Genomic DNA, 23,323 nt, shown 5'->3' with positions numbered 1-23,323 from the left:
CCACCAAAATCGAAGATTTGGTGGCTTGGAATTAGGTGGGGTTGAAGCCCCATCTAAATTCCTACCTTCTGCCTTCTGCCTTCTGCCTTCTTCACTTTACATCATTTTATGTTTACACTAAATGATGTAAACAAGAATGTCAATATACTTTGATTTAGTTAAGTGACTAAGAGGCGATACAGCCTTTGTGCATAGCGTAGTTAAAGTTGCTGAAATTATTGTTACCTTGCAGGATATAACTGGGTAATAACTTCATCTTCCTGTCCCGATACCCAATGAGCAAAGCGCTGGGCTAAAGGAGGTACAATGACTAGGGGATTGCTGAATCCAGAAAACACATAGATACCCTGAAATTCAGGGATAGCACCAATTAAGGGAAGGCGATCGCTACTAAATGCCACTAAGCAATGATGCCACCTCCCCGGCAGCTTAGCCAAAGCTGGCAACACTTCCCCTATACTCTGCCTCAACCAACTTTCACTTGCCTGTGAGTCCACCTTAGCGTTGGGATCGGTGAGAACACGACTAATTTGACCCAAGCGCAAACTACCATCTTGAAACTGAATTGCACCCGCATCTAAAATCGGCGCTATGGGTTCATTTCCTGGTTCATTCCATAATTCATCCACAACGCTAGACTCTGCCTCTAATTGAAAGCGTTTAAGATTAGCTGGCATTACCAGGGTATGTAATTGCACCTCAACGGGCGGAGTTTCAATCATCTCTGCATGGGTGAAATACAACCGTACAGGTATACCAGATGCTTTTAATAACTGTCGGCTGAGTCCGCCAGCACAAACAACAACGTTAGCAGCGTAGTAATTTCCAGTAGTTGTTTTGATCGCGATACCTACTCCCCTCTCTGCTCGCACAGAGGGGTTGGGGGTGAGGTTCTGCACTTCCGTAATTTCCATTTCACCCCCAGCCCGCAGAAAAGCTTGAATGTAAGCTTGTGCTGTTTTTTCAGGGTTGATATGACCGTGTTTGACCGTTAAAGCACCAGCGATCGCCTTTCTATTTAATAAAGGTTCCATTTCCCAGGCTTCGTTAACACTAAGCAATTTGGGAGGAATGGCAAAATGAGCGTAGGAAGCAGCCGCAACTTTTGGATCGATGTCAGTTGCAATAGTCAGCAATAAATCTAACTCGCGAAACTCGATATCAGCATCTAACTCTTGCGACAGAACTTGATAACGCGCCATTCCCTCATCGCACAATTGGCGAGTTAGGGGAGTAGTACCAGACCAAAAAGCTAAACCACCATAACTATAGCGAGTAGCATTGCGTGAAGTTGCACATTGCTCTAACAAAAGTACTGAAAAGCCAGTTTTCGCTAGTTCGTAGGCGAGTGCAGCACCCGTAAAGCCAGCACCGATCGCGATCCAGTCGTAAGTTTTCATTTAGTGGGATGGTACTTGTAAACGTCTAAAAACACATATTCTCTCTGAATGACTTTTCAAGAACTACAAATCGGCGATTACTTTCGGATACCTGGTGTTAGTTCTGAGTGCGTATATAGAAAAGCAAGCAGTTCACAATGTAGTCTTAACGCTTTATTACACCCAATCCGACCAGAGACAACAGTGATATTGCTTACTCCCGCAGAAGTTACTAACTATTTTGCAGCAAAACAATATTACCTTCAAAGTCTAAGGCAATAAGGGCTTTTTTATTAAGGGGGCTTTGAGATGATTTCCCCTTTCTTAGTACAGCTTTGCGTAAAAGCGTAGGATTTAAAACGCAGAGGGGCGCAAAGGTAAACGCAAAGTATCGCAGAGTCTTGGTCAAGAATTTCGCGCGCGAACTTAATGCAATGTTGTATCTATTTAGTCTTTTGCTAATGAAACAAATTTTGAGCGTTTTGCTTTACGTTTAGCTTTGATAGAAATGGCGATTAGTAGACTAAATAAAAGTGAGCCTAGGTAAGTTGAAGGTTCAGGTACTGCTACTTTAACTTTACTTTGCCTGGTTGCTACTAATGTTAGATTTGTTTTATTCTCAAAAGAGCGTTTTAGAGAACCACCTATAGAAGCTGTCGCTGTTTCTTCATTACTACCAAAGTCAGATTCCTTCAATTCTTGATTGAAGGTTATATTTTGGCTTTTTGTGTATTTTAGAAAATCGTTATTTCCAAAAGTATTTACATTGCCAGTGAGTAAAAAGTACTCTAAAGGTTTTCTATTAATGTTGTCATTGCCAGATAATAAAGAGGCTACGAAGTCTGAGAGATTGGCTTCAGGTATATCACTCGTATCAAATAACAAAAAGGATATATCTCCAGAGGCATTAGCATTTTCTGTTGGTAGCCCATCTTCAATTAATGTTCCCAAATTTAAAGAGGCTGTGAAGTCAAAAGAAAATGATTCACCAGCATCTACATCGAAATTACTGACTATTTTTCCGAGAGTGTCTGCTGTTCCTAAGTAACTTGAGCCTAAACCTCTAACAAAACTCAAATCCACACTAGTAGATGCTTCTGGTGGATTAGGTATGAAATTTGTTTGTACACCAATATTTTGAGCTATTACAACTGCATCCTCACTAAAAGGAGAAGCATCTATATTAGCCTGATTTTGTCTATCAATTAGCGAAAAATTCTCGCTGAAGTTGGTAAGATTTAAATTTTCTCCAGAAAAAGCAAGACTAGCAGCCTGACTGGGTAGGGATGCTAAAGCAGAAGTAGCTACCACCGGAGTAAACACTAGCAAAAATTGCTTAGCAAATCCCAGATATCGCTTCATATTTTCCTCTTTCTTCCTTCTAAGTCTTCGTAACTGATCTAATAGTGTGGCAATAACTAATAATTACAAGCGGTTCTGTGAAATTTCGGAAATCTAAGGCTATTTTTGCAGTTTTTACTGAAAAGACGGTTTATTTTATGTGACTATGCAATTTAATTGCATATTTTTTCTTGGTAGCTATTTAAAGAAGCCAGTTTTGCCTTGGCAGGTTTTCCTGTTTGTAGACGCGCAGGGGCGTACCTTAAGGGAACTGTCTAGACAAAACAACACGCCCTTGATAGATGAACTTTATACTTGATTCTATATCTAAAAAGACTTGAAAAGACTTGATTATGCTATTACTATAACTTATAATTCAGCAAATATACGTACTTTAAGATGAATTTTCTATAAAAAAATCAAAATATGATAGTGAAAAATTATCCTCAAAAGAATAGCAGACATTGCCTGTCTATAACCTGCAACAGCTACTATAAAACAGCTGTTGAACTGAGAATGCGGGTGCCAAAATATAATCATGTCGATTGATTCCAATTCATCTCCAGTCCCTAACGCAGAACCAAATCCGGATCAAAACTTGCAACCAGATGACTTTGATGATACTTCTGAGAATGGTTTAACTCCAGAAGAACTGGTCAAGCAACAAGCCTTGGCTGCCATTGCCTCACTGCAATCTCCGCAAAATACAGCCGCCTTACAAACAGGACGATTTGGAGTCAAGCAATGGTCTGGTAAAGCTGTCAGTGTCAAACCAAGGGCATTGTTGCTGACCCTAGCGGCGATCGCCACTACAATCATCGGGCTTGCCATCAATAACTGGATTGTTGGCGTTGTGGGAACCTTGATGACTTTGCTATTATCCTTAGCCATACTTTGGCCTTGGGTGCGAGAACTCTCAAAGGAATGGTTTTCAGGTCAAGAACAAGCTTTGCTAGTTGCCTTGTTGGGAATAATAGTGGCAATAGTTGGTGTGGTTAATTATAGCGGTGAGGGTAAAATCCTGATTGCTGTGGGACGCAAAATTAACTGGGAAGCTTCTGGGACACTGGCAGAATGGTTTGGTGCTTTGGGGCAAATTCTCATTGCCATCATCGCTGTTTACATCGCTTGGCGACAGTACATTATTTCTAAAGACCTGACTATTCAACAAAATCTACTCACAGTCCAGCAAAATATCATTACCCAGCAGCAGACAATCGATTCTTACTTTCAAGGAATTTCCGACTTGGTATTAGACGAAGAGGGATTATTAGAAGATTGGCCTCAAGAACGACTGCTTGCAGAAGGTCGGACTGCTGCCATTCTTAGTAGTATAGATGGCAGTGGCAAAGCGAAAGTACTCCGCTTTCTCTCCCGCTCTAAGTTACTCACACCCCTAAAACGCGATCATCGTCTTGGTAGACCGATTCTCGATGGTATTGGTGGTTATTGTGAAGATCGGCTTCACGGTGTGCGTGTAATTGATTTAGGAGTAATGCTGGCAGGTGCAGATCTTTCTGGCACGGATCTACGGTGGACTGATCTGACTGAAGCGAATCTTGTCCGTACCAATCTCAGCAAATGTGACTTAGTTAAAGCCAACCTCTCCCGCTGCATTTTGTATGAAGCTGACCTCAATGGTGCTGATTTGAATGCAACTCGCTTGTTCTATGGTTCAGCAGAAAACGCATCACCTCGCAGCCGTACCCATCCACCAAACTACAACACTGGCGAATACACTGGCGCTGTGGTAGAAAATGCAGATTTTAGTGACGTTCAGCGGATGTCTGAGGCTAACCGTCATTACTGCTGCACCTGGGGTGGCGAAAAAACCAGGGGTACAATTCCTGGCGGTTGCGAAGGTATTCCAAACAAGTTGGGAAGGTAGTTAGTAGTTGATTGTTGATTGTTGTTTGTTGTTTGTTGGTTGGAACAACCACCAACTACTAACTACTAACTACTAACATTTACTTTCTTAGCTAAACCGAGAGTCTGCAAAACTTTAATTGCCCACCAAGTCATATCCACTTCCCACCAAGACAATCCAGCTTTTGCTACATTTGGGTGAGCGTGGTGATTGTTGTGCCAACCTTCTCCATAAGTCAGAAGTGCTGCCCACCAAAGATTACGAGAGTTGTCATGCAACTGGAAATGACGATAACCGCGCAAGTGAGCCGCAGAGTTAATTAGCCAAGTGGTATGCCAAAGCAATACTGCCCTCAGAAAGACACCGTAGACAACAAAAGACCATCCTCCCAAAGCATATAAAAGGACAGCAACAGGAATTTGCAGCAGCAGGAAGTTGCGATCCAGCCAACGATAGAATGGGTCACGGTCTAAATCAGGAGCAAATTTTTTGTAAGTTTCTTTGTCAAAAAATTCTGGACGTGGGTAAAAAATCCACAGCATGTGACTCCACCAAAAACCACGCCGGGAAGAATAAGGGTCTTTGTCTTCATCCTCGGTATGGGCATGATGCAATCGATGTGTTGCTACCCAAAAGATTGGCCCTCCTTGAATGGCAAGAGCACCTAAAGTGGCGATCGCATATTCCAACCATTTCGGTACATGCAAACTTCGGTGAGTCAAAAGTCGGTGATACCCTAAACAAATACCAATACTGCCAAACAACCAATGCAGGAATATGGTTATTCCCAAGGCAGACCAAGAAAAACACCAAGGAGCGAGCATTGCTAAGGCATGAACTGTACCAAAAAATGCCACGTTGATCCAGCTAAGAGCAAGCGGTTGCTTACCCTCAGCTATAGCTGAGCGTGTAGTCATCAATCTTCCTTTGACGTGAATGCTGTAAATAAACTTGAAGGGTTCTTAGTAAGCAAAAAGCGTGCTTAATTGAACTCCCGCAAAGATAACGCTCACTACAACCTCTATAAAACCTAGCGAAGACCGCTAAAGTAGGAACAGAGGATGCAAGTGCTACTTACATCCCTTAGCTTAGCAATGATAATATTTAAATGCAAGTGTCACTTACATATTTAATTTATGTCCGATCAAATAATTTCAACTCGACAGCGGCTGATTAATGCAGCTAGGTCTTTATTTGCGGCACAGGGAGTCACCGAGACTACAACAAAGCAAGTCGCAGAATTAGCAAAAGTTAATGAAGTGACGCTATTCCGGCATTTTGGCAATAAGCACGGATTGCTCTTAGCGGTGATTTCCGAATCACCCGTGTTTCAAGAACTGGATGAATCTTTGAAAATTCAAGCCAGTCAAATGGCTAGTGTTAACCAAGCTCTCAAAAACTATTGTAAAGACCGCTTGCAAGCCTTAGAACAAGTTCCGGAATTAGTACGTTCTGTTGTAGGTGAGGCGGGAAACTATCCTGTAGAAAATCGTCAGGCACTAGGACGAAGCTTAACCCAAGCCAATCACTATGTTGCTGAATATTTAGCAACTGTGATGGAGCGCGAACAATTACACACCTATTTACCAGCAGAGAAGTTAGCAAGTTTACTCAATAGTATGTTAGTGGGGTATGCTGTGATTGAATTTACCAGTGAATTTCACGAACTTTGGCTTGACAGAGATGAATTTTTAGAAAATTTAGTGGCGCTGTTTTTAAAGGGAGCCACAAACTCTACAAGTTTAGTAGAGTCTATGCCAACAGAAAAGGTGATAGATTTACCAGCAAATTTAGTCCACTTGATATTGCAACGAGCTAAAAAATCAGGACTGCGAGATTACGCTTTAATATACGTTTTGTTTGCAGCGGGTTTATCTCAATCAGAAATTGTGAATTTAGAGCGATCGCATCAAATCAACGATGCCAATCAGCACTTATTACAAATCACTCAAGGCACTCCTCGACAAGTCCCTGTGAATCAGTGGATTATGGGTAAGCGCCATGGCTCTTATACCCGCAATCCCTTGACTCAATGGTTAAAAAGCCGTAAAGATGAACATTCGGCATTATTTCTCAACGATAATGGCATGCCGATCTCTGAGGAAGAAATACAGCAACGCTGGCAGGTATTGACTGAAGGATTGTTGACACCAGAAGGACAACAGCCAGTGATTGAACAAGCTCAGCAGACATGGTGTGTAGAAATGTTGATGAAGGGAATGAATTTAGAAGATATGAGTTTAATTACTGGCTGGAATTTAACTAAACTACAACCATATGCTCGTAGAGCTAAAGAAAAATCAGCTCTAGAGCAAGCTATTCGCCTCGACCATAAATCGAAGCAAGTCACGCGGGAAGGTTAAGTTTCCCTCTCCCAGTCTTTCCACCGACATTGGGCAGCTTTTGTCTAACGCTCTTGTCAAAGAAAGCGATGTTGTCCGTGTAGGCGATTCTCATGGAGATGTTGCCCGCATTTTGCCAAGGCGCTACTTGTACAGATAGTTGATAAAATCAAATATTTGTTTGACAATGGCAAGCAAGTTAGTAGTATGTTGCGAGGAGACGTGTATGGCTACGTCTACTATTGCTCAACGTTTAGAAGCTATCCGTCGCTTTAATCGGTTTTACACACAGCAAATTGGCGTTTTGACCGAGGGATATCTGGAAAGCTCATTTTCTCTTACCGAAGCGCGTGTCATTTATGAACTTGCACATCACGAAACAACGACGGCAACCGAGCTTGGTAATGAGTTGGGCTTAGACGCAGGCTATCTCAGCCGCATTTTACGCAATTTCAAAAACCACGGTTTGATTGACAAACAGCCCTCTCCCAGAGATGGTCGACAAAGCCTCTTGCGCTTAACGGAACAGGGTCAGGCAGCATTTGCTAAACTTAACGCACGCTCACACGCTGATATTGAGACGATGTTAAGTAGGCTATCTGCGGAGGATCAACACCGCTTAGTAGAAGCAATGCTTACGATCGAGAGACTGCTCGGTGTTCAACCAGAGCAAAAAGTACCCTACATTCTTCGACCGCATCAACCCGGTGATATGGGTTGGGTCGTGCATCGTCACGGTGTACTATACGCTCAAGAATACGGGTGGGATGAGCAGTTTGAGGCATTGGTTGCTAGTATTGTAGCCGAGTTTATTCAAAACTACGATCCAAAACGAGAGCGATGCTGGATCGCCGAGATGAATGGTGAGATCGTTGGTTCTGTGTTCCTCGTGAAAAAGTCAGATACGGTGGCGAAACTCCGCCTGCTACTGGTTGAGCCAAAGGCACGTGGGTTCGGCATCGGCAGGCGATTGGTGGACGAATGTATCCGCTTCGCCCGGCAAACTGGCTACAAAACGATCGCCCTGTGGACCAATAGCGTGTTACTTGCCGCCCGGCATATTTACGAGCAAGCTGGCTTCCGACTCGTACACGAGGAACCGCATCACAGCTTCGGTCAGGATCTCATCGGCGAAACGTGGGAATTGAATCTGTAAGCTTACCCCCGGCTGAAGCGTGGCGTTAAATTTCCCCTTTCCGTAATGTCAGAATTTCCACACCGTCTTCAGTTACAGCTACAGTATGCTCAAATTGTGCTGAGAGTTTGCGATCGCGTGTTAAGGCAGTCCACCCATCACTTAAAACCTCGACTTCCCAAGTACCCTCGTTGATCATCGGTTCAATAGTAAACACCATACCAGGTCTGAGCACTCTGCCTTTGCCCCGCGTCCCGTAGTGGGGAATATCTGGCGCAGTATGAAAAATATTGCTAATCCCATGTCCAACAAAGTCTCGCACTACAGAAAAACCCTGCGACTCGGCAAGAGAGTGAAGATTGGAACACCTAATTTTGTTCGCTATAATCAAGCTACTGCTCCTCATTTGGGGTACACCACTTCTTTCCGAGTGATGAGGTTAAGACGGCAAATTGATGAAAACTGCTGGTAAAGCAGTCTGTTGAGTGGGCAGTCCCATCAATCCTTAATCTTTGATCTCCGCTGCTGCGCTTCCTGAAAAGGGATAGCTTTGCCGGTTCACTAGTACCGGAGAAAAGCAGTGTTTAAGGAAAGAACATCAGGTCAAGACAGTCGGCGCAACCAAAATCAGCCCTTTCAATTTTTTTGCCGAAGATTAAGTTTGATTGTTAAGCAGTTGCTACCCTTCTTACAGGCTATAGCCGCACTGTTTGTGATTGCTAAATCTCTAGGATTCTTGTAGTCCTAATTTAATTCTACGAGGCAAGAGAGGGAATTTTCTCAATCTTGCCTTTGATGTAAGTAAGTGAGTTTTATGTTAACACTTGAGCAAATTGAAGCTGCTATTCTCAAGCTTCCGCCTGATGAATTTCAAATGAGGAGAGCACGGCTATGAGTATCACCTTAGAGCTACCTTCAGAACTAGAGCAAGAACTATCCACCGAAGCATCTCAACTTAAATTACCTTTAGCAGAGTATATTCTGCGCGTTCTATCCTTTCGCCCTTTTCTTCAAAATCCTCCCAAGACGGGGTTAGAGCTGGTTGCCTACTGGGAGAGCGTCGGCGTGATTAACTCCCGACCTGATATCGCGGATAGTCAGGAGCATGCACGCAAGTTGCGTCACGAGGCTGAAACCCGCTCACGGGTTTAGGTAGCACATGTACCTCGTCGATACCGACATCATGATCGACATTCAGCGGGGCTGTGCACCTGCACTCGCTTGGTTTGCCTCGCTCCCAGAACTGCTAAGCATTCCTGGCTTTGTCGTCATGGAGTTGATTCAAGATGCTCAAAACAAACAGCAGGTGCGAAAAGTACTCCAGCTTATAGCGCCGTTACCTGTTGTTTGGCCTACTGAAACTGATTGTGCCCGCGCTTTGTCCGATTTTACGGCGTATCATCTGTCCCATAAGGTCGGTCTGATTGATGCATTGATTGCTGCTTGTGCTATTGGGCGCAATGCAACTCTCTGCACTTTTAATGTGAAGCACTATCGAGTCATTCCGGGCTTGAGTATAGAGCAACCTTACAGTCGCTGAAGTCGCCTAACAACTCGTTGGTGCAGACGGAACAAAAGTTATGTGTGGGAATTCAAGGTTATCTGCCATCGCTTATTTTATTATTAAATTTCCCCTTCCCTTAAAGTCAAAATTTCCACGCCATCTTCAGTTACAGCTACAGTATGCTCAAATTGTGCTGAGAGTTTGCGATCGCGTGTTAAGGCAGTCCACCCATCACTTAAAACCTCGACTTCCCAAGTACCTTCGTTGATCATCGGTTCAATAGTAAACACCATACCAGGTCTGAGCACTCTGCCTTTGCCCCGCGTCCCGTAGTGAGGAATATCTGGCGCAGTGTGGAAAATGTTACTAATCCCATGTCCAACAAAGTCTCGCACTACAGAAAAACCCTGCGACTCGGCATATTCTTGAATAGCAGCACCAATATCTCCGATGCGCGCGCCTGGTTTAACTTCAGTAATACCTCTTCTGCGGCATTCCTCTGTCACCTCAACTAACTTTTTTGCTATTGGCGAGGGTGTACCGACAAAGAATGTTTTGGATGTATCGCCGTGATAGCCATCTACAATCAGCGTGACATCAATATTGATAATGTCACCATCTTTAAGAATCTCCTTGGCATTAGGGATGCCATGACAAACTACCTCATTAATGCTGGTACATATCGACTTGGGGTAGCCTTTGTAACCAAGAGGTGCGCTTTTAGCACCGTGCGCCTGCGTCCACCGTTCTGCTTCGTCGTTCAATTCTAGAGTGCTAACTCCTGGTTTCACCATCGGTTCAAGATGATGTAAAAGTTCGGCTGCCAAGCGCCCAGCCTTACGCATTTTCTCTAGTTCTCTTTTGGATAATATAACAATCGTTTGTTTGTTCATAAAAATTCAATTTATCTATAGGAGCGCTTATTAAGTATAGTTTGCACTGTTATGGGCGATCGCCGTAAGTTGGATTGAGTAAAAAAGACTCAATCAATCCCTTATTGTTTGGTTTTGTTATTCTGCTGTCACGCCCTTTGATGGCTGACTGGAAGATAAACGAGGACATCTCCATGCTCAATCAAGCCCGTCTTCTGAAAGCCTAAACTGAGATATAGTTTTTCTGCCACTACATTTTCTGGTTTATAGCCAATCAAAATTTCTTTACAGCCTGGCTTCTCTTGAAGTAACTTGATTACTGCTTGCATCGCAGCTTTACCATATCCCTTTCCCTGATGACTTTTGTCAATCATAAATCGCCAGATGAAGTAACCGCTGTTTTGATAACCACTGTCCATGCGGTCATACATCATAAAGCCGACCATAGTTTCGTGATGATAAATCCCAAGCGGAACGCTAGACGGATAAAATTTGGACTCGGCAAGAGAGTAGAGATTGGAAGCGACAAACTTTTCTTGTTCTTCAGTAGTTTTAAGACGAATGCATTCTTTCCAGTTATTCTGGTTGATTTCTCTAAGAGTAATCACTATGATAGCCCTCGGCAATTCATTATGTATTTGCTGCTGAGTTCGCTAATAACTAATCTTCAACTACTATAGTTAAGCCTGTTTCAGCAGAACGCCTTGCCGCATCTGCTACTTTGAGAGTATACAGACTTTCCTCTGGGGTAACATACAACGGGGCGTCATGAAAAAGATGGTCTAACACTATACTTGTATCTTTAGCAAATAATCCGCGGCGGCTACCAACCTCTATTGGTGTGGTTTCCCCTGCCTTGATTAAAATTCCCGTATCACCATCAAAAATTAATCCGCCCTTTTCACCATGAATTTCAAACCTGCGTTCTCTGTGCCAGATAGTTTCGCCTTTGGCATAGATAACTTGCGCTAGCAATCCACTGCTGAAACAAAGTTGAGTGACACAGAAACAGCTTTGATAATACTCTGTTTCCGTTGCCCAAAACCGATTGTGACAGTTGACGGTTAGGACTTGACCAAACAAATCAGTGAGACGATGTAACCTGGAGAGCGCACCCATTAAGGGAAAACCGAAAAGCTCATGATTGTAACTCCATTTGCGGGGTGCGGGATACTCGGGCTTAATTGTATTGTAGCGAACGTAAAATAACTCACCTACTTGTGGTAGATGTTGCTTGATGGCTTGATGCACGCCGCCTAAAAGTTCTATGTGTTCGACGTGGAGGAGTTTTTTTTGAGCTTTTGCTAGGGTGATGATTTCCTCGGCTTCTGCCACATTTAAAGATAGCGGATACTCGACAATTACGTGTTTGCCGCTAGAGAGTGCTGCTTTAGCGATCGCACCATGATCTCGATTCACAGTACAAATTGTTACTAAATCTATATCGTCTCTTGCCACTAGTTCTTGCCAAGAACTCATCGCCGTACACTGGAATTGGTTAGCAAAAGCTGCGCTTGTTTCTGGTGTATGACCGACAACAGCAACTAAGTGCGTTCGCGCAGCATGTAGAAATGCCTCTGCACGTAGCTTTGCCGCATACCCAGTACCAACTAAACCCACGCCTACTTTTGCTTTATCCATTGTTACCAGTTCTTTTTAATCGATTGCTTATTAAGGTAAAGCAAATAACTTCACACATAAAAGTATTTTGGTAGAGCTTTTAATTGCTGCTTTGTCAAAATTACAGATATTATTTATCCTATCGGTATACTAAGTAATGAATTAACACATTCAAGCTTTTTTTGAAATCTATAAATTTATCTAATAGACTGGCTATTTGTTGCTCCTTTTGATAAGTTAAACTTATAGTTATGAACTAACTAAATTTCATTACTAATCGCGTTCAAATTCCGGTTACATCCTTTTATTTTTCTCGTAGTATCAGAAGTGAAGCAAAATTTAACAGACGACTACCCATACAGGGGTAGCCGTACGTGCTGCTTTAGGATAACTTATACTGCCGTTTGCAAAAGAGAGGATTACTGCATGGCAACTTACAAAGTTACACTGATCAACGAAGCTGAAGGGCTAAACACAACCATTGACTGTGAAGACGATACTTATATTCTAGACGCTGCCGAAGATGCTGGTCTTGACTTGCCCTACTCTTGCCGCGCTGGTGCTTGTTCTACCTGTGCTGGTAAGATCGTCTCCGGTACTGTAGATCAGTCCGATCAGTCATTCTTAGATGATGACCAGATGGAAGCTGGATATGTCCTGACCTGTGTCGCTTATCCAACCTCTGACTGCACCATCGAAACCCACAAAGAAGAAGAACTCTACTAAAAAAATAGGCGCCTCACACAATATATCTCTTGCAAGAGTCTTCGATGTTGTAGAGATAGGAAAAAAAGAAGCAGCACGGACAGAGAAAATTGTCCTCTGTTGTGTCTGCTCCATAAACCTACTTTGGCAAAAGTCTAGTTGTTTAGCAGGCAGGAATGCACGGGTGTGCGTTCCTGCTTCATTTTGCTATTACTAGTTTAAACTACCTCTACTAAATAGTGATTTGCCTTAGCTCTATGTTGAAAATAGGGATTGGGGATTAGGGATTGAGAATCGGGGATCGGGGAAGAGTTTTTCATTCCCTAGTTGTGGGCGATCGCTCGTGGGGTTCTATGTTGAAAATGGGGTAAAGAGGAAGGGAAAGATAGGTTTTCATGCTTCATTAGTCTTTTATGTTACTAATGACTAATGACTAAGGACGACCTTCACGAGTAAGTGTGCAAATTCAATGCGTAACACTTTAGTTAATGAGCTTGATTGTATTGTTGAGAACTTGAATTTGAGTACCAGGATAGTAGAACTGGAGTATTCTCTCATTCGACCAACCCAGCTTGGCTAAATTTTGTGCGCCTGTTTGACTCAAGCCTACCCCATGTCCGAGTCCGCCACCAATAAAAGCATACCCCCATAATTTTGGTTGACCTTTATTGAGAGGCTGCAAATAAAACAGCGTGCTAACAGGAGCAATAAAAGCGCTACGAACTTCGTCTTTATGTAGGTGAAATGTACCGATATCGGTATCAACTGCGAGTTTAAGAATGCGTCCACTTGTGCTGCGTTTGACTATCCTCATATCCTTGATAGTTTTGAACTTGGCATAGGGACTATTTTTCACTTTGAGAAACTTCTGCAAACCCTTGGCAATATCTTCCAGTTTGGTTTCTCGCCGCCAGCGGAATAAATCCCACTTGCTTTCATTAAATCCCTTTTGCAAGCGGATAAACCGCTGGAAGTTATTTTCATCCGCGAGATTTTGCCCGGCTATGTTCCAAATATTACTAGGCGAATCTACTATCGGTTTTAGATAAGGGCGATCGTCGCCATTCCAGACATCGCTGAAAGCCGCTGTGACACCACCAGTAGTAGAAGAGTAAAGGGCGTCCACTAATTCGTTATTGTAAGTTAGTACCATACCCTTTGTAGATGCGATCGCCCGATCTGTGACAGCAGTCACCCCCTTGAGTCCATAGTAAACTTGACAGTGCGTGTCAGCGCATAATTGATACTTATCAGCCGCAAATCTATGTAAATTCCGTAGTGCATAGGTGCGGGCAATAATCGCTTGGGCTTCCATTGCTGCCATCGGGGCTTGTGCGCCAATTTCGTAGGGCACCACCCCGCGTAAATAAGTTTCTAAAGGTACTTGATTAACTAGAGTGTAAGTGCCGTAGGCATTTGGCTGTAATTGCAGGCGTCCGGCGTAAAGGCGAGTATTATTTGGTTTTTTGCCTTCATTGACCTTAACTAAATTTTTGCTACTGCTAATTTCTAGATAATTGTGGCTGTAACGCTTGTCATTGACTACCCAACTAACTTGTGGTGTCTGCTGCTGAATTTTAGTATCAATTATTGCTTTTTTCTTGCCAGCTGCCTGGACACTCTCCAATAGCAAGCGGCGCAATAAAGGAGTACTATAAACGTCCCGTTTTGCCCATATTTGCCAGCGTTCTGGCTGGACTATTTCTACTTCTATTCCCTTAGCACGCCAATTTTTAGCGCTATCTTCGGCAGTTTCATAAGTGCGGTAGGTTCCCAACACCACCTGTTCCTCAACAGTTGGTTGCGCGATGGGTTGCATCATCACTTCCAGTTTCACGGGTTTGGCTGTAACCAGAGTTTGCTGCTGATTACCCGTTTTAAATGTTAGCCGTAAGCGATCGCCTTGTGTGGGTTCGAGTTGTATCTGTTCTTTAGGACTATCCCCAAATCGCTGCACAATTCCAACCCGTAACTCTACATCCTCTGTAATTCCTTCAGGACGCGATGCAGCTGTCAACCCCAATAAACAAAATGTTGTCAGTACAGTATGGGAATAAGGCCAGAACGATATTTTCATAGCAATTAACTAGATGCGGCAGCCAGTGTCATCTTAAGTTAGATGACGAATTTCCTTTTTGACACTCACCGCCAGCTTCAAGGGCGGTGATTCTAGCGGTTGTCTAATCGAGGGATAAATCCACCCGATTAGACATTTCACACTAATTAGGGACTGTCATTGACCCCACCCTCTACATCAACTGCACCCATTGCAGATACAGTCTTCTGAAGATCCAGAGGGCATGAAAAACCTATCCACTGACCTATATTTTGACTAGCATTCCAATCAGCATTGCAGCGATAACCGTCATAACCTCTAAACCAATCCCCATTTCTAACACCTAAAACACCGTTACGATGATCTGATTTGCTAGTGTATGACGCGCTCACAGATTCAACTGGTACACCTGCACGAACTGCTTTATATTTGGTAAAAAATTCCAACTGATAAAATGCCCATGTATCAAGGTTTTTAGCGGCATCGGATTTAGTTTTCTTTTTCTGCTTCATTGTCTGACGGCAACTAGACAAATCCTCAAACCGTAACCCCATTCCAAAGTATGACGCAAACTGTACTAATTGTTTTGAAATGACATGGTTAATATGGGTCATGATACGTCTTTCACGTTGCTCTAGTCGCTTCACTTCCTTAATTTGTTTAGCTTGTTGGAGTTTTTTGCGGGTACGTTGAAATTGTCTTCTCAAACTTTTAACCCGTCCACCTTTCCAGAACTTACCAAAACTATTTGGCAGTGCAGCAACAGCAATATTGTTTTGTCCTCTATCTACTCCGATCCAACCCTTAATCTCACCTGCATCGGGAACATCCATCGACACAGCAATGAGCGCATACCAAATTCCTTTTTTGGATTTACACAGCTTGAGAGAACCCAACTTGGCTTCTCCAGAAATCAGTTTTTCCAAAACATCGGCATGCGAAGCTTGATGAACAGACAAAGGGATGCGTCCTTTTCTACCTCGATAAAGGCTAAAAGAAACTGTATATAAATCTCCTGATTTGGCAATCTCAAAACCTTGATTATTCACCTCAAGCCACATTTGCTTAAAGTGCTTAACCTTGATTTTTGCATTGGTGTTCCTAATTGTTTGATTAATCCACATTGAACCTATTTCAATGTGACGGAACGCCGCACTGGTTAACTTTTTTCGCTCCTTAATTCCGACTCGCAACAATTTATTAGCCACCTGAGTGTTGACAGCAGTTAGTTTTTCAAACTCAAGTGCCTTAACTTGATTAAGTCGATAAAACGGGAGCTTTAGTGTTAGTGACAGATTTGCCATGTCCAAATCATACTATATCCTACAAAGTGTGTAGGATACGTCTCTCCTCGTTTTCACCCTCCGGAAGACAGTGCGGAGGCTCTCAACGTTTCTCTTAGTAGTTTAGTAGCTATATGCCATTAGTTTAGCCATTGATATTGGCAACATTTTAAACTCTCTTAACAATTATAGTTGCTATATGAAGTCATAACGACTATGATTTATATAGGTGATAGGGAAATAACAAAGCAGCATATGGTGAAAGTCCAAGAAATACCCTTGAATCAGATTAGACGACCTCTGCCACGCCAAAACGATCCCAAGAAAGTAGAGGCCTTAATGGAATCAATTCGTGAGATCGGGCAGCAAGAACCAATAGATGTCTTAGAAGTAGAGGGACAATATTACGGTTTTTCTGGATGCCATCGTTATGAGGCTTGCCAGCGTTTAGGTAAAGAGACTATTTTAGCCAGAGTCCGCAAAGCACCCAAGAGTGTTTTAATGAGGCATTTAGCGTAAAGAGTTGTTTGTTGTTGGTTGTTAGTTGTTTGTTCCAATCAACTACCATCAACCAACAAACAACAAAATTTGACTAATTTTGGAGAAAACTATGCAATCTCAAACCAAAACATCTCTACCAGTTAACATCGGTATCGACGAAGCCAATAGAGCGAAAATTGCCGAGGGTTTGTCTCGTCTTTTGGCTGACACCTACAGTCTGTATCTGAAAACCCATAATTTCCACTGGAACGTAACCGGCCCAATGTTCCAAACTTTGCATTTGATGTTTGAGCAGCAGTATACAGAATTAGCCACAGCAGTTGATTTAATCGCTGAACGGATCAGAGCACTTGGCTATCCTGCACCCGGAACCTACAGCGAATTTGCCAAACTGAGTTCAATTTCAGAAACTACCGGGGTTCCCAAAGCTACAGACATGATTCGCCTACTAGTAGAAGGGCAAGAAGCCGTAGTGCGAACTGCACGGTCTATCTTCCCTGTAGTCGAAGAGGTAAACGACGAACCCACCGCCGACCTATTAACCCAGCGGATGCAAGTACATGAAAAGACCGCTTGGATGTTGAGAAGTTTGTTGGAAGAATAGTAATAGGTAATAGGTAATTGACCCATTACCTATTACCTATTCGCGAAATCAAGAGCGCACGACTCGGGGGGATGAGCTTAACTATACTTCTTTAATTGAGCTTTCCTCGCGTGATTTGAGTTAAAGGTTCATTCACATCAAATTTCTTGGCGTTAATGTTCTCGATACCAAAAGAGTTTAAACGCGCTGTATGCTCTGTAAGAAATGTGTCTAGAGATGCCTCATCTTCAAACAGATAAATTCCTCCCGTTTCTCCAGTATTCGGATTTTCTATCCATATTTTCCAAAGCAAGCCAGGAGTTTCTGAAACTTTGTGCGCCAGTTCAGAATATGCTTGCGCCATATCGTTTCCCCAAGGGCCATTAAAAGGGAAATTAATTTGCAAAAGCTTGAGTGCCATCTTGAAAATCCCCTTTTCTCTCCATCTTTTGCGATCTGTCTAACGATCTATCTAAATAGATTTGCCTGACGCTGCTAATTCTTCAGAATTGATTTCTAAGCGCCGTTTTGCTAATCGTTCATAATTCATCCGCAGCAATTCTAACAGCAGGGGAATATCTTCTGCTCCATGAATGTAGTACGAAATCCAGCCGCTGTTGGGATAAATGTGATGGGGAGAAGCTTTACCTGATTCTATAAGTTCTTTCCGTATTTTCGCTGTAAAAGGAATGTCTGCTTGGTAATCTCCATGTAAGTGACCAATTTCACGTCCATTCACCTGAAACTCTGTGCCGCCAAAGCGATGGGGTGCTATGGTCACGCTTTCCCAAGCCTGTACTTCTCTCAATATTGTGTCTTTTATATTACTCATAACTGTCAGCCTCCTGAGGCATGACTTCACCTTGCTATCTTAATCATAATCAAAATGAGTATGACTTGCAATAATCTAAGGGTCAAATTGACTTGTATGTAGATTGCAGTGCGTTATACCAATTTTCCAAAATCTGGCTACAGGCTACACATTATTCTCCGCGTCGGGTGCGTCATGATCTGTAGCCAACGCTAACACACCCGACTATTTTGGGGGAGGGTGAAAAGGGTAGCCCTGTCAAGGTGGGTAAAAAACGAACCCAAATCTTAGTAGAGAAGCCTATTTTCTTCTTTGTGTCTACCCTGCGGGAAGCCGCTATCGCGTCTACGTGTCTTAGTGTTTCAATAATTCTTTTTTCACCATCCTACTCTGCGAGAAGCCCTCCGGGTTCACCAGTCGCTCATGGGGGAAACCCCCAAGACCGCGCTGGTTCGCCGCTGCGCGTCTACGGGTTCGCCACTTTGCCTACCCTTACGGGAAGCCGCTGCGCGTCTACGTGACGGGAAGCGGAGCCACTGCGGTGGACGGGTCTCCCGGCATAAAGCATGTGGCGTCCAAGACGGCAAGTGGACTCACCAAGACACTAAGACACCAAGAAAAATCCATTTCCAAGACTCACACCTTGACAGGGGTAGGTGAAAAGGGTAGAGGGGAAAGCCCTTTTACCTTTACCCTTTCCCTATTGCCCCTAATCTCTATTCCCTAAGCTGCAACTGCTTCCTCGTAGGGAACAAAGGTTTTCTTGCTAGCGCCACAAATCGGGCAGTGCCAATCTTCAGGTATTGCTTCAAAGGGCGTCCCAGGAGCAATTCCAGAATCAGGATCGCCGACTACGGGGTCATATATCATTGAACACTGGCGGCAAATCCATTTCTGGGTAGCAGGATCGCTGCTAGCTGTTTTGGCAGTGGGTGCCTCTCCTTGCAGCACATGGAGTGCTTCCGTATATTGACGGGCATGATGATTTTCAATGTGCGTTAGCAAACCAAAGTTATGGGCTGCTTTGCGGAATATCTGAGCATGTTCGCGAGACTCTGCCTGTTGAGATTCAAACTCGACTACGGCTTTATGATCTCGGTCTGCACGCGCCTGCTCGGTAAATTCTGGATACATGGTGGTATATTCATAAGTCTCCCCTTCAATCGCTAACTCTAAACAACGAGCTGCGATCGCTTTCTTTCGTTCGTCTGTTAACGAGGCGACATCACCAACTACCAATTCTGGATGCATTAACCGAAAGTGAGCAAAAGCGTGTTCTGTTTCTTGATTTGCCGTTTCCCGAAATAACTTCGACAGTTCGCTCATTCCTAACTGGCGAGTTACTTCCGCAAAGAACAGATACTTGCGATTTGCCATTGATTCCCCAGCAAACGCTTCGCTGAGGTTATTGGCAGTATTGGAGTTAGACAAATCCATTGTGTTCCCTCTTGTGAATCGAATTAAAAGCTGTTGTGACATCAGCAATCTGGCATTAAGACGTACTCATAATGAGTATGATTATTATATTATATGTACTCATTACGAGTATGTAAAACATAGATTAATTTAAGAAGCTATTATGAACTGCTTACACGAGAACGCATGTTAGAGGGAATGGGGAACTTGCGATCGCCCAGTTGAGGAGTAACTAATGTAGAGATTCTAAGCGGGTTGCGCTTCTAGAAATGGGTAGTCGGTATAACCTTTTTCCAAGTCCTTGTCACCTTGACCGTAGAAAGTTTTCGGATCGGGTGTGTTCAGATCGGCATCTACTTGAAAGCGCCGAGGCAAATCTGGATTAGCTAATAATAACTTGCCATAGGATACTAAATCAGCATCACCAGAAGACAAAACTTGATTACCTTTGAGCTTGTCGTAGCCACCATTGGTGATGATTGTGCCTTTGTAAATGGGACGGAAAATCGGCAGGACAGGATTGAGAACCTCACGAGTCGCTAAATCGATTTCATTCGGCTCCATTAAGTGAATGTAAGCTAGGTTAAAGCCATTAAGAGCTTCGATCGCATAGCTGAAAGTAGCTTGAGGATTCGAGTCTCTCATGCCGTAAAACGTGTTACTGGGTGAAAGCTTAATGCCAACGCGATCGCCTCCCCAAACACTGGTGACAGCTGTTACCACTTCTAGCAAGAAGCGAGCCCGATTTTCGATAGAGCCACCGTATTCATCATCCCGTTGATTCGAGCCATCTTGGAGAAACTGGTCTATTAAGTAACCAAATGCTCCATGTAACTCCACACCATCAAATCCCGCTGCCATTGCATTTTCTGCGCCTTGGCGAAACTGCTCAACTATTGCGGGGATTTCGTGGATTTCTAGGGCGCGGGGTGTTTCAAGATTAACTTTGCCAATAGGTGTGTGCAGTGTGCCTGACCCAGCGATCGCGCTTGGTGCAACGGGTAGCTCTCCATTCAGCAAAGAAGGATGACCGACACGACCGCTGTGCCATAGTTGCAAGAAAAATTTTCCGCCCTTAGCGTGTACTGCCTCTGTAACTTGCTTCCATGCCTCTACCTGCTCTTGTGAGTAGATTCCCGGACAATTCATATATCCATAGCTCAAAGGAGAAACCATCGTGCATTCAGTAATAATTAATCCTGCTGATACACGCTGGGCATAATAAGCCGCCATTAGACTAGTTGGAATCGAGCCGACTGCTCGCAGACGGGTCATTGGTGCCATCACAATCCGGTTTGGCAGGGTATAGGGACCCAGCTTAACAGGTGAGAAGAGATTAGCGATCGAATCTACGGTTTGCATATTTTAAGTAGTCGTGCAAAATAAATTATCTAGTTAGGCAAGGGAACAGGGAACTCTTAACAGGGGAGAAATATAGCCATTTCACTCATGTTGAAAAATAGCTACATATTTATGCTTGGGTACTTAATTGGGAAAGATTAGGTAGTACTGAGGCTAACTTAATCAACGGAATATTACAAAATAACAGCAACACCTGTCTTTTCTCTTCTTGCTAAAAGTATTCCAATCTTGCGAATACACAGAAGTCGGGTAAAGGGTAAAGAGCAAGGGTTAAAGGGAGAGGTTCTAATCTTTGCTGATAAGGCTTTGATACAATACGGTTCAGTTAGTAGAATTCAATCTTTGGAGATCCCCCTAAATCCCCCTTGAAAAGGGCTTTGATACTCGTAAATGAAGTTCCGATACTTGGTGACTAAGTTTTGATACTCGTGAATGAAGTTCCAATATTTATCAGGCAGATTTTGATACTCGCTTAGAAGTTGCCAAAACTTGCAAAAAACAGAGCGATCGCCACTATTGTTGAAACTTAAGTAGATATTTGTGTAGCTTAGCCATTAGATATGGGAATTGCTTTAATGATTATCCCATGTTATTTTTTTCAACATTTGAAATACCCATGAGCAAATCTGTATCAAAATGCAAGTACAAACCTCTTCCTAGTTGAGTTATGCCCCAGGACTTCTGTGGTCAAAATCTCCGAGGACGCTCCTTTAAAGGCCAAAATCTTGCTGGTGCTAATTTTAGCCATGCAGATATCCGAGGCGCAGATTTTACCAATGCCATTTTAAAAGCAGCCAACTTTAAAGAGGCTAAAGCTGGATTGCAGCGACGTTGGGTAATTGGATTGGTCTTAGTCTCATGGCTACTGTCAGCGCTATCAGGAATATTGTCTGGGTATGCAGGCGATTTCGTCGGAATTATATTTGATTCCTACATCTCTAAAAATTTCACTGCTAGTGCAGGCTCGTTAATAACACTTACAGTCTTCTTTATTATCACGATTCGCTACGGTTTAGTAACAGCTTTAGAGTTCTTTATCTTTACCGTCGCTGTCGCCTTTGCTATTGGTGGAGCCGTTACCGGGACTGTCACCGGAGCCTTAGCGATCGCTGGAGCATTTGCCGCTGCTGGAGCCTTTGCTGGAGCATTAGCTTTAGCTGTTGCGGGAGCTTTTGCTGGAGCCTTTGCGATCGCCGGAGCCTTTGCTGGAGCCTTTGCAGTAGCTGGAACCTTAGCCGTCGCTGGAGCCTTCGCGGTTGCTGGAGCCTTCGCCGGAGCCTTGGCCTTTGTGCTACTTTACGCTTACATTGGGTGGTGCACCTTAGCTGGAGATGAAAAAAACGCCCCGCTTCGCTCATTTGCCGTTGCCTTTGCTACTACGGCAGGTACGAGTTTTCGCGGTGCAGACTTAACTGACGCTGATTTCACCTCAGCCGAACTAAAAAGTGCAGATTTTCGGGGTGCTATCTTAATTCATACCTGTTTCCACCAAGCCAAAATGCTAGATCGTGTTAATCCTGGCAAAACTTACCTTCAGAACACACAAGTGTGTCAATTGTTGATTACAGGACACGGACAGGATCGGAATTTCGACCATTGCGATCTGCGAGGTGTCAACTTAAAAGGAGCGAACCTAGCAGATGCTAGCTTTATTGGAGCTGATTTAAGTACAGCCAACTTACAGAATGCCGATCTATCCAGAGCAAAGTTAGTACAAACACAACTAGACAAAACTGATTTTACAGGTGCTATTCTCACCGGAGCCTTTATTGAAGATTGGGGTATTACCAGTGAGACTAAGTTGAATCGGGTGAGGTGTGAGTATGTTTATATGCGATTACCCACCAAAGAAAACCCAGACCCTTTACGAAAACCAGATAACCGACAGGAAGTCTTTGAAAATGGGGGCTTTGCTGATTTTATTCAGCCGATTTTCGACACCCTCGATCTTTACCATCATCAAGGCGTTGACCCCCGTGCGATTGCAATTTCATTCAAACAGTTAGCAGAAAACCATCCAGATGCTGAGTTAGAAATTGTAGCAATAGAAAAACGCGGACAAGATAAGTTTTTACTGCGTGCCCAAACTGCAACACAAGCTGACAAATCTGAATTAAGTGAAGAATATTTTGCTACTTATAATCAGATAAAAGCCTTGTCAGACCGAGAAATAAATTTACTAATAGCAGAGAAAGAAAAACAAATTAGTAGATTAGAAAATATGGTCATGACAGCGCTAGAGCACCCGAGTTTTTATTCAAATGTTAAATATGTAAGTCTTTTGAGTAATAGACCTAGGGGAATTTCTCAAAGTTTTAGCGGTGGCCAAGTTCATACCAAAATCCAATCATCACGTGGTGATAAAAACCAACAAATCGTGGAGAAAGTAAATAGTGCATCTGATGAAAAACATATTTTTTGTACCAAATGCGGTTACAAGAATCCGAGTAATTTCAAGTTTTGTTCTAACTGTGGATCGCAATTTACGTCTTAGTAGAGCTTTGTGTAAAAACGCAGAGGAACCGCAGAGGAACGCAGAGTTTTGA

General features: G+C 43.3%; 22 protein-coding genes and 1 pseudogene. 10 read left to right on the top strand and 13 right to left on the bottom strand.

Features of this window, described 5'->3' with window-relative positions; genetic code table 11:
* Positions 1-221 precede the first annotated feature (221 nt).
* Positions 222-1,400 (bottom strand): NAD(P)/FAD-dependent oxidoreductase, encoded by a 1,179-nt coding sequence (locus tag FIS9605_RS0122060; protein WP_026734534.1) that lies wholly within the window; start codon positions 1,398-1,400, stop codon positions 222-224.
* A gap of 426 nt (positions 1,401-1,826) precedes the next feature.
* Positions 1,827-2,741 carry a hypothetical protein gene (locus tag FIS9605_RS0122055; RefSeq protein WP_026734533.1) on the bottom strand — a complete coding sequence of 305 codons (915 nt, stop codon included), beginning with the start codon at positions 2,739-2,741 and terminating at the stop codon, positions 1,827-1,829.
* Positions 2,742-3,258: 517 nt separating this feature from the next.
* On the opposite strand from FIS9605_RS0122055, the gene FIS9605_RS0122050 reads away from it, so the two are divergent.
* A complete protein-coding gene (locus FIS9605_RS0122050; RefSeq protein ID WP_026734532.1) occupies positions 3,259-4,608 on the top strand; it encodes a pentapeptide repeat-containing protein in 1,350 nt (449 codons plus the stop codon).
* Positions 4,609-4,673: 65 nt separating this feature from the next.
* Here the strand turns inward: FIS9605_RS0122050 and FIS9605_RS0122045 are convergent, their stop codons facing one another.
* The gene (locus FIS9605_RS0122045) at positions 4,674-5,504 is read right to left on the bottom strand and encodes an acyl-CoA desaturase (protein ID WP_026734531.1); all 831 of its coding nucleotides are present in this window, start codon (positions 5,502-5,504) and stop codon (positions 4,674-4,676) included.
* Between the two features lie 219 nt (positions 5,505-5,723).
* Between FIS9605_RS0122045 and FIS9605_RS0122040 the strand changes: the two genes are divergently transcribed.
* Together FIS9605_RS0122040 and FIS9605_RS0122035 are read left to right on the top strand one after the other, a co-directional pair.
* Complete coding sequence (locus tag FIS9605_RS0122040) at positions 5,724-6,950, top strand: TetR family transcriptional regulator (protein ID WP_026734530.1); 1,227 nt, start codon at positions 5,724-5,726, stop codon at positions 6,948-6,950.
* A gap of 139 nt (positions 6,951-7,089) precedes the next feature.
* The gene (locus FIS9605_RS0122035) at positions 7,090-8,085 is read left to right on the top strand and encodes a bifunctional helix-turn-helix transcriptional regulator/GNAT family N-acetyltransferase (RefSeq protein ID WP_197036108.1); all 996 of its coding nucleotides are present in this window, start codon (positions 7,090-7,092) and stop codon (positions 8,083-8,085) included.
* A 25-nt stretch (positions 8,086-8,110) separates the two neighbouring features.
* Here the strand turns inward: FIS9605_RS0122035 and FIS9605_RS0122030 are convergent.
* Positions 8,111-8,422: pseudogene (locus FIS9605_RS0122030) on the bottom strand (M24 family metallopeptidase); the annotation flags it as partial.
* Between the two features lie 222 nt (positions 8,423-8,644).
* Here FIS9605_RS0122030 and FIS9605_RS44270 point away from each other — a divergent pair.
* From FIS9605_RS44270 to FIS9605_RS0122015, 3 genes are all read left to right on the top strand, one after another.
* Complete coding sequence (locus FIS9605_RS44270; RefSeq protein ID WP_197036107.1) at positions 8,645-8,806, top strand: hypothetical protein; 162 nt, start codon at positions 8,645-8,647, stop codon at positions 8,804-8,806.
* Between the two features lie 149 nt (positions 8,807-8,955).
* Positions 8,956-9,216 (top strand): hypothetical protein, encoded by a 261-nt coding sequence (locus FIS9605_RS0122020; RefSeq protein ID WP_026734527.1) that lies wholly within the window; start codon positions 8,956-8,958, stop codon positions 9,214-9,216.
* A 7-nt stretch (positions 9,217-9,223) separates the two neighbouring features.
* The gene (locus tag FIS9605_RS0122015) at positions 9,224-9,604 is read left to right on the top strand and encodes a PIN domain-containing protein (protein ID WP_026734526.1); all 381 of its coding nucleotides are present in this window, start codon (positions 9,224-9,226) and stop codon (positions 9,602-9,604) included.
* An 83-nt stretch (positions 9,605-9,687) separates the two neighbouring features.
* Here the strand turns inward: FIS9605_RS0122015 and map are convergent, their stop codons facing one another.
* From map to FIS9605_RS0122000, 3 genes are all read right to left on the bottom strand, one after another.
* Positions 9,688-10,461, bottom strand: a complete 774-nt coding sequence (gene map, locus FIS9605_RS0122010) for a type I methionyl aminopeptidase (RefSeq protein ID WP_026734525.1) — start codon at positions 10,459-10,461, stop codon at positions 9,688-9,690.
* Positions 10,462-10,589: 128 nt separating this feature from the next.
* Complete coding sequence (locus FIS9605_RS0122005; RefSeq protein ID WP_231510416.1) at positions 10,590-11,048, bottom strand: GNAT family N-acetyltransferase; 459 nt, start codon at positions 11,046-11,048, stop codon at positions 10,590-10,592.
* Positions 11,049-11,100: 52 nt separating this feature from the next.
* Positions 11,101-12,081: a Gfo/Idh/MocA family protein gene (locus FIS9605_RS0122000; protein ID WP_026734523.1), complete on the bottom strand. Its 981-nt coding sequence runs from the start codon at positions 12,079-12,081 to the stop codon at positions 11,101-11,103.
* 405 nt (positions 12,082-12,486) lie between these two features.
* Here FIS9605_RS0122000 and FIS9605_RS0121995 point away from each other — a divergent pair, with 405 nt between their 5' ends.
* Entirely contained in the window at positions 12,487-12,786 is a 300-nt protein-coding gene (locus tag FIS9605_RS0121995; protein ID WP_026734522.1) for a ferredoxin, read from the top strand.
* Positions 12,787-13,246: 460 nt separating this feature from the next.
* On the opposite strand, the gene FIS9605_RS0121990 is transcribed toward FIS9605_RS0121995, so the two are convergent.
* Together FIS9605_RS0121990 and FIS9605_RS0121985 are read right to left on the bottom strand one after the other, a co-directional pair.
* Complete coding sequence (locus tag FIS9605_RS0121990) at positions 13,247-14,842, bottom strand: SpoIID/LytB domain-containing protein (RefSeq protein ID WP_026734521.1); 1,596 nt, start codon at positions 14,840-14,842, stop codon at positions 13,247-13,249.
* Positions 14,843-14,988: 146 nt separating this feature from the next.
* Positions 14,989-16,125, bottom strand: a complete 1,137-nt coding sequence (locus FIS9605_RS0121985) for an RNA-guided endonuclease TnpB family protein (RefSeq protein ID WP_026734520.1) — start codon at positions 16,123-16,125, stop codon at positions 14,989-14,991.
* A gap of 234 nt (positions 16,126-16,359) precedes the next feature.
* Between FIS9605_RS0121985 and FIS9605_RS0121980 the strand changes: the two genes are divergently transcribed.
* Complete coding sequence (locus FIS9605_RS0121980) at positions 16,360-16,623, top strand: ParB N-terminal domain-containing protein (RefSeq protein WP_026734519.1); 264 nt, start codon at positions 16,360-16,362, stop codon at positions 16,621-16,623.
* Positions 16,624-16,714: 91 nt separating this feature from the next.
* A complete protein-coding gene (locus FIS9605_RS0121975) occupies positions 16,715-17,209 on the top strand; it encodes a Dps family protein (RefSeq protein WP_026734518.1) in 495 nt (164 codons plus the stop codon).
* 91 nt (positions 17,210-17,300) lie between these two features.
* Here FIS9605_RS0121975 and FIS9605_RS0121970 read toward each other — a convergent pair whose 3' ends face one another.
* The 4 genes from FIS9605_RS0121970 to FIS9605_RS0121955 form a co-directional block, all read right to left on the bottom strand.
* Positions 17,301-17,609: a monooxygenase gene (locus FIS9605_RS0121970; RefSeq protein WP_026734517.1), complete on the bottom strand. Its 309-nt coding sequence runs from the start codon at positions 17,607-17,609 to the stop codon at positions 17,301-17,303.
* 51 nt (positions 17,610-17,660) lie between these two features.
* Complete coding sequence (locus tag FIS9605_RS0121965) at positions 17,661-18,020, bottom strand: luciferase domain-containing protein (RefSeq protein WP_026734516.1); 360 nt, start codon at positions 18,018-18,020, stop codon at positions 17,661-17,663.
* Between the two features lie 702 nt (positions 18,021-18,722).
* Positions 18,723-19,436 carry a rubrerythrin family protein gene (locus tag FIS9605_RS0121960; RefSeq protein ID WP_026734515.1) on the bottom strand — a complete coding sequence of 238 codons (714 nt, stop codon included), beginning with the start codon at positions 19,434-19,436 and terminating at the stop codon, positions 18,723-18,725.
* Between the two features lie 225 nt (positions 19,437-19,661).
* Complete coding sequence (locus FIS9605_RS0121955) at positions 19,662-20,777, bottom strand: alkene reductase (protein WP_026734514.1); 1,116 nt, start codon at positions 20,775-20,777, stop codon at positions 19,662-19,664.
* Between the two features lie 667 nt (positions 20,778-21,444).
* Here FIS9605_RS0121955 and FIS9605_RS37785 point away from each other — a divergent pair.
* Positions 21,445-23,271 carry a pentapeptide repeat-containing protein gene (locus FIS9605_RS37785; RefSeq protein WP_063748473.1) on the top strand — a complete coding sequence of 609 codons (1,827 nt, stop codon included), beginning with the start codon at positions 21,445-21,447 and terminating at the stop codon, positions 23,269-23,271.
* Positions 23,272-23,323: the final 52 nt, after the last annotated feature.

This window comes from Fischerella sp. PCC 9605, from assembly GCF_000517105.1.
GTDB lineage: Bacteria > Cyanobacteriota > Cyanobacteriia > Cyanobacteriales > Nostocaceae > PCC9605.
Note: the sequence above shows the minus strand (reverse complement) of the source record. Positions and strands in the feature narration are given on the sequence as shown.